Consider the following 1,037-nt stretch of genomic DNA (forward strand, 5'->3'; position numbering starts at 1 on the left):
TGAAGGTGGCCCGGGTAAGGAGGAAGTTTGAGGTAGAGGCTATTGATGCTTCCAGGGATCCGCAAGCCTGGATCGCGGTTTCCGCGCAGATCGTTTCTGCGGTGAATGGGAAGGTGGACGAGAAGACCAGTTTCAGGACGTTGCCGGATGCTGGGATCACAATGTCCGGAAGTGTCGGCACAACCTCCTTGACGAAGGTCTGGAGGCTGTAATCCGTGATAACCGGGGCGTTACCGCCGCTGCCGATCTGGACCCTCCATGTTCCATTCCATGGCACGGAACTGACGCCATAAACAGCATTATACACGGTATTTTTGTTCGTGCCTGCGGTGTTCTTGTAGGCGTAGACCGTTGTATCTGACGGGGCGAAATTCAGTTTCAGGAGTTGGGCTATCAGGACGGCCCAATTCCAGAGGTAAATGTCGTTTTCCTTGGTCTGGCGGGCGATCACGTTGCCTGCGGCGTCCCTTGCGGTGATGTGCAGGCGGATAACTGGCGCGATCCCGTTGCGGGGCTTGATGCTGGGTGTTGACTGCATTTTTCATCTCTCCTTATGAGGGCATGGCGTTAAACCACATCTCGAACTGCACGGTGATCGATCCGCCTGCCGGCACGGTCACCGGCGTGAACGTGTCCCGTGTTACGGCTATCCGGTTCGTGTTGACTGTTCCCCACGGCTCGGCAAGGAGAAGGGACGCCTCACCGATAACAGTTTCAGAGGCAAAAGAGGCCGTACCGGATGTGATAACCTTGATCGTGTTTCCGGTAGTGCTGATCACCGGCACTGATGGCGTCATTTCCGTGACCGATACGGCAACGTTGATATCGCGTATGTTGGGGGCCTGCTGTGACGATCCTAAAAGGATCTTGCCGTTATTCGCCCAATTGTCCCCGGTTGAAACCCGGTAAAATACCCCGGTGTGGCTTACCTGCACCTGATCCCGCCGGATGGCGTAATAGGTCTTGTTTGCAGTTGTGCCTTCGAAACCGTATTTGAACAGGCAGGCGATCCACGTCATCCAGTTTAAGAGATAGAT

Annotated in this window: 2 protein-coding genes; both read right to left on the reverse strand. The window is 55.1% G+C overall.

All coding sequences use genetic code 11. The features are described 5' to 3' along the window. On the reverse strand, nucleotides 1-538 hold a 538-nt coding region (locus CW742_RS15100; protein WP_292421846.1), incomplete at its 3' end, for a hypothetical protein. Between the two features lie 13 nt (nucleotides 539-551). Next, nucleotides 552-1,037, reverse strand: a 486-nt coding sequence (locus tag CW742_RS15105) for a hypothetical protein (RefSeq protein ID WP_292421848.1), incomplete at its 5' end; no start/stop codon positions are given.

Origin of the sequence: Methanoregula sp. (assembly GCF_002835825.1) — an archaeon.
In the GTDB taxonomy this organism is placed as follows: domain Archaea; phylum Halobacteriota; class Methanomicrobia; order Methanomicrobiales; family Methanospirillaceae; genus Methanoregula.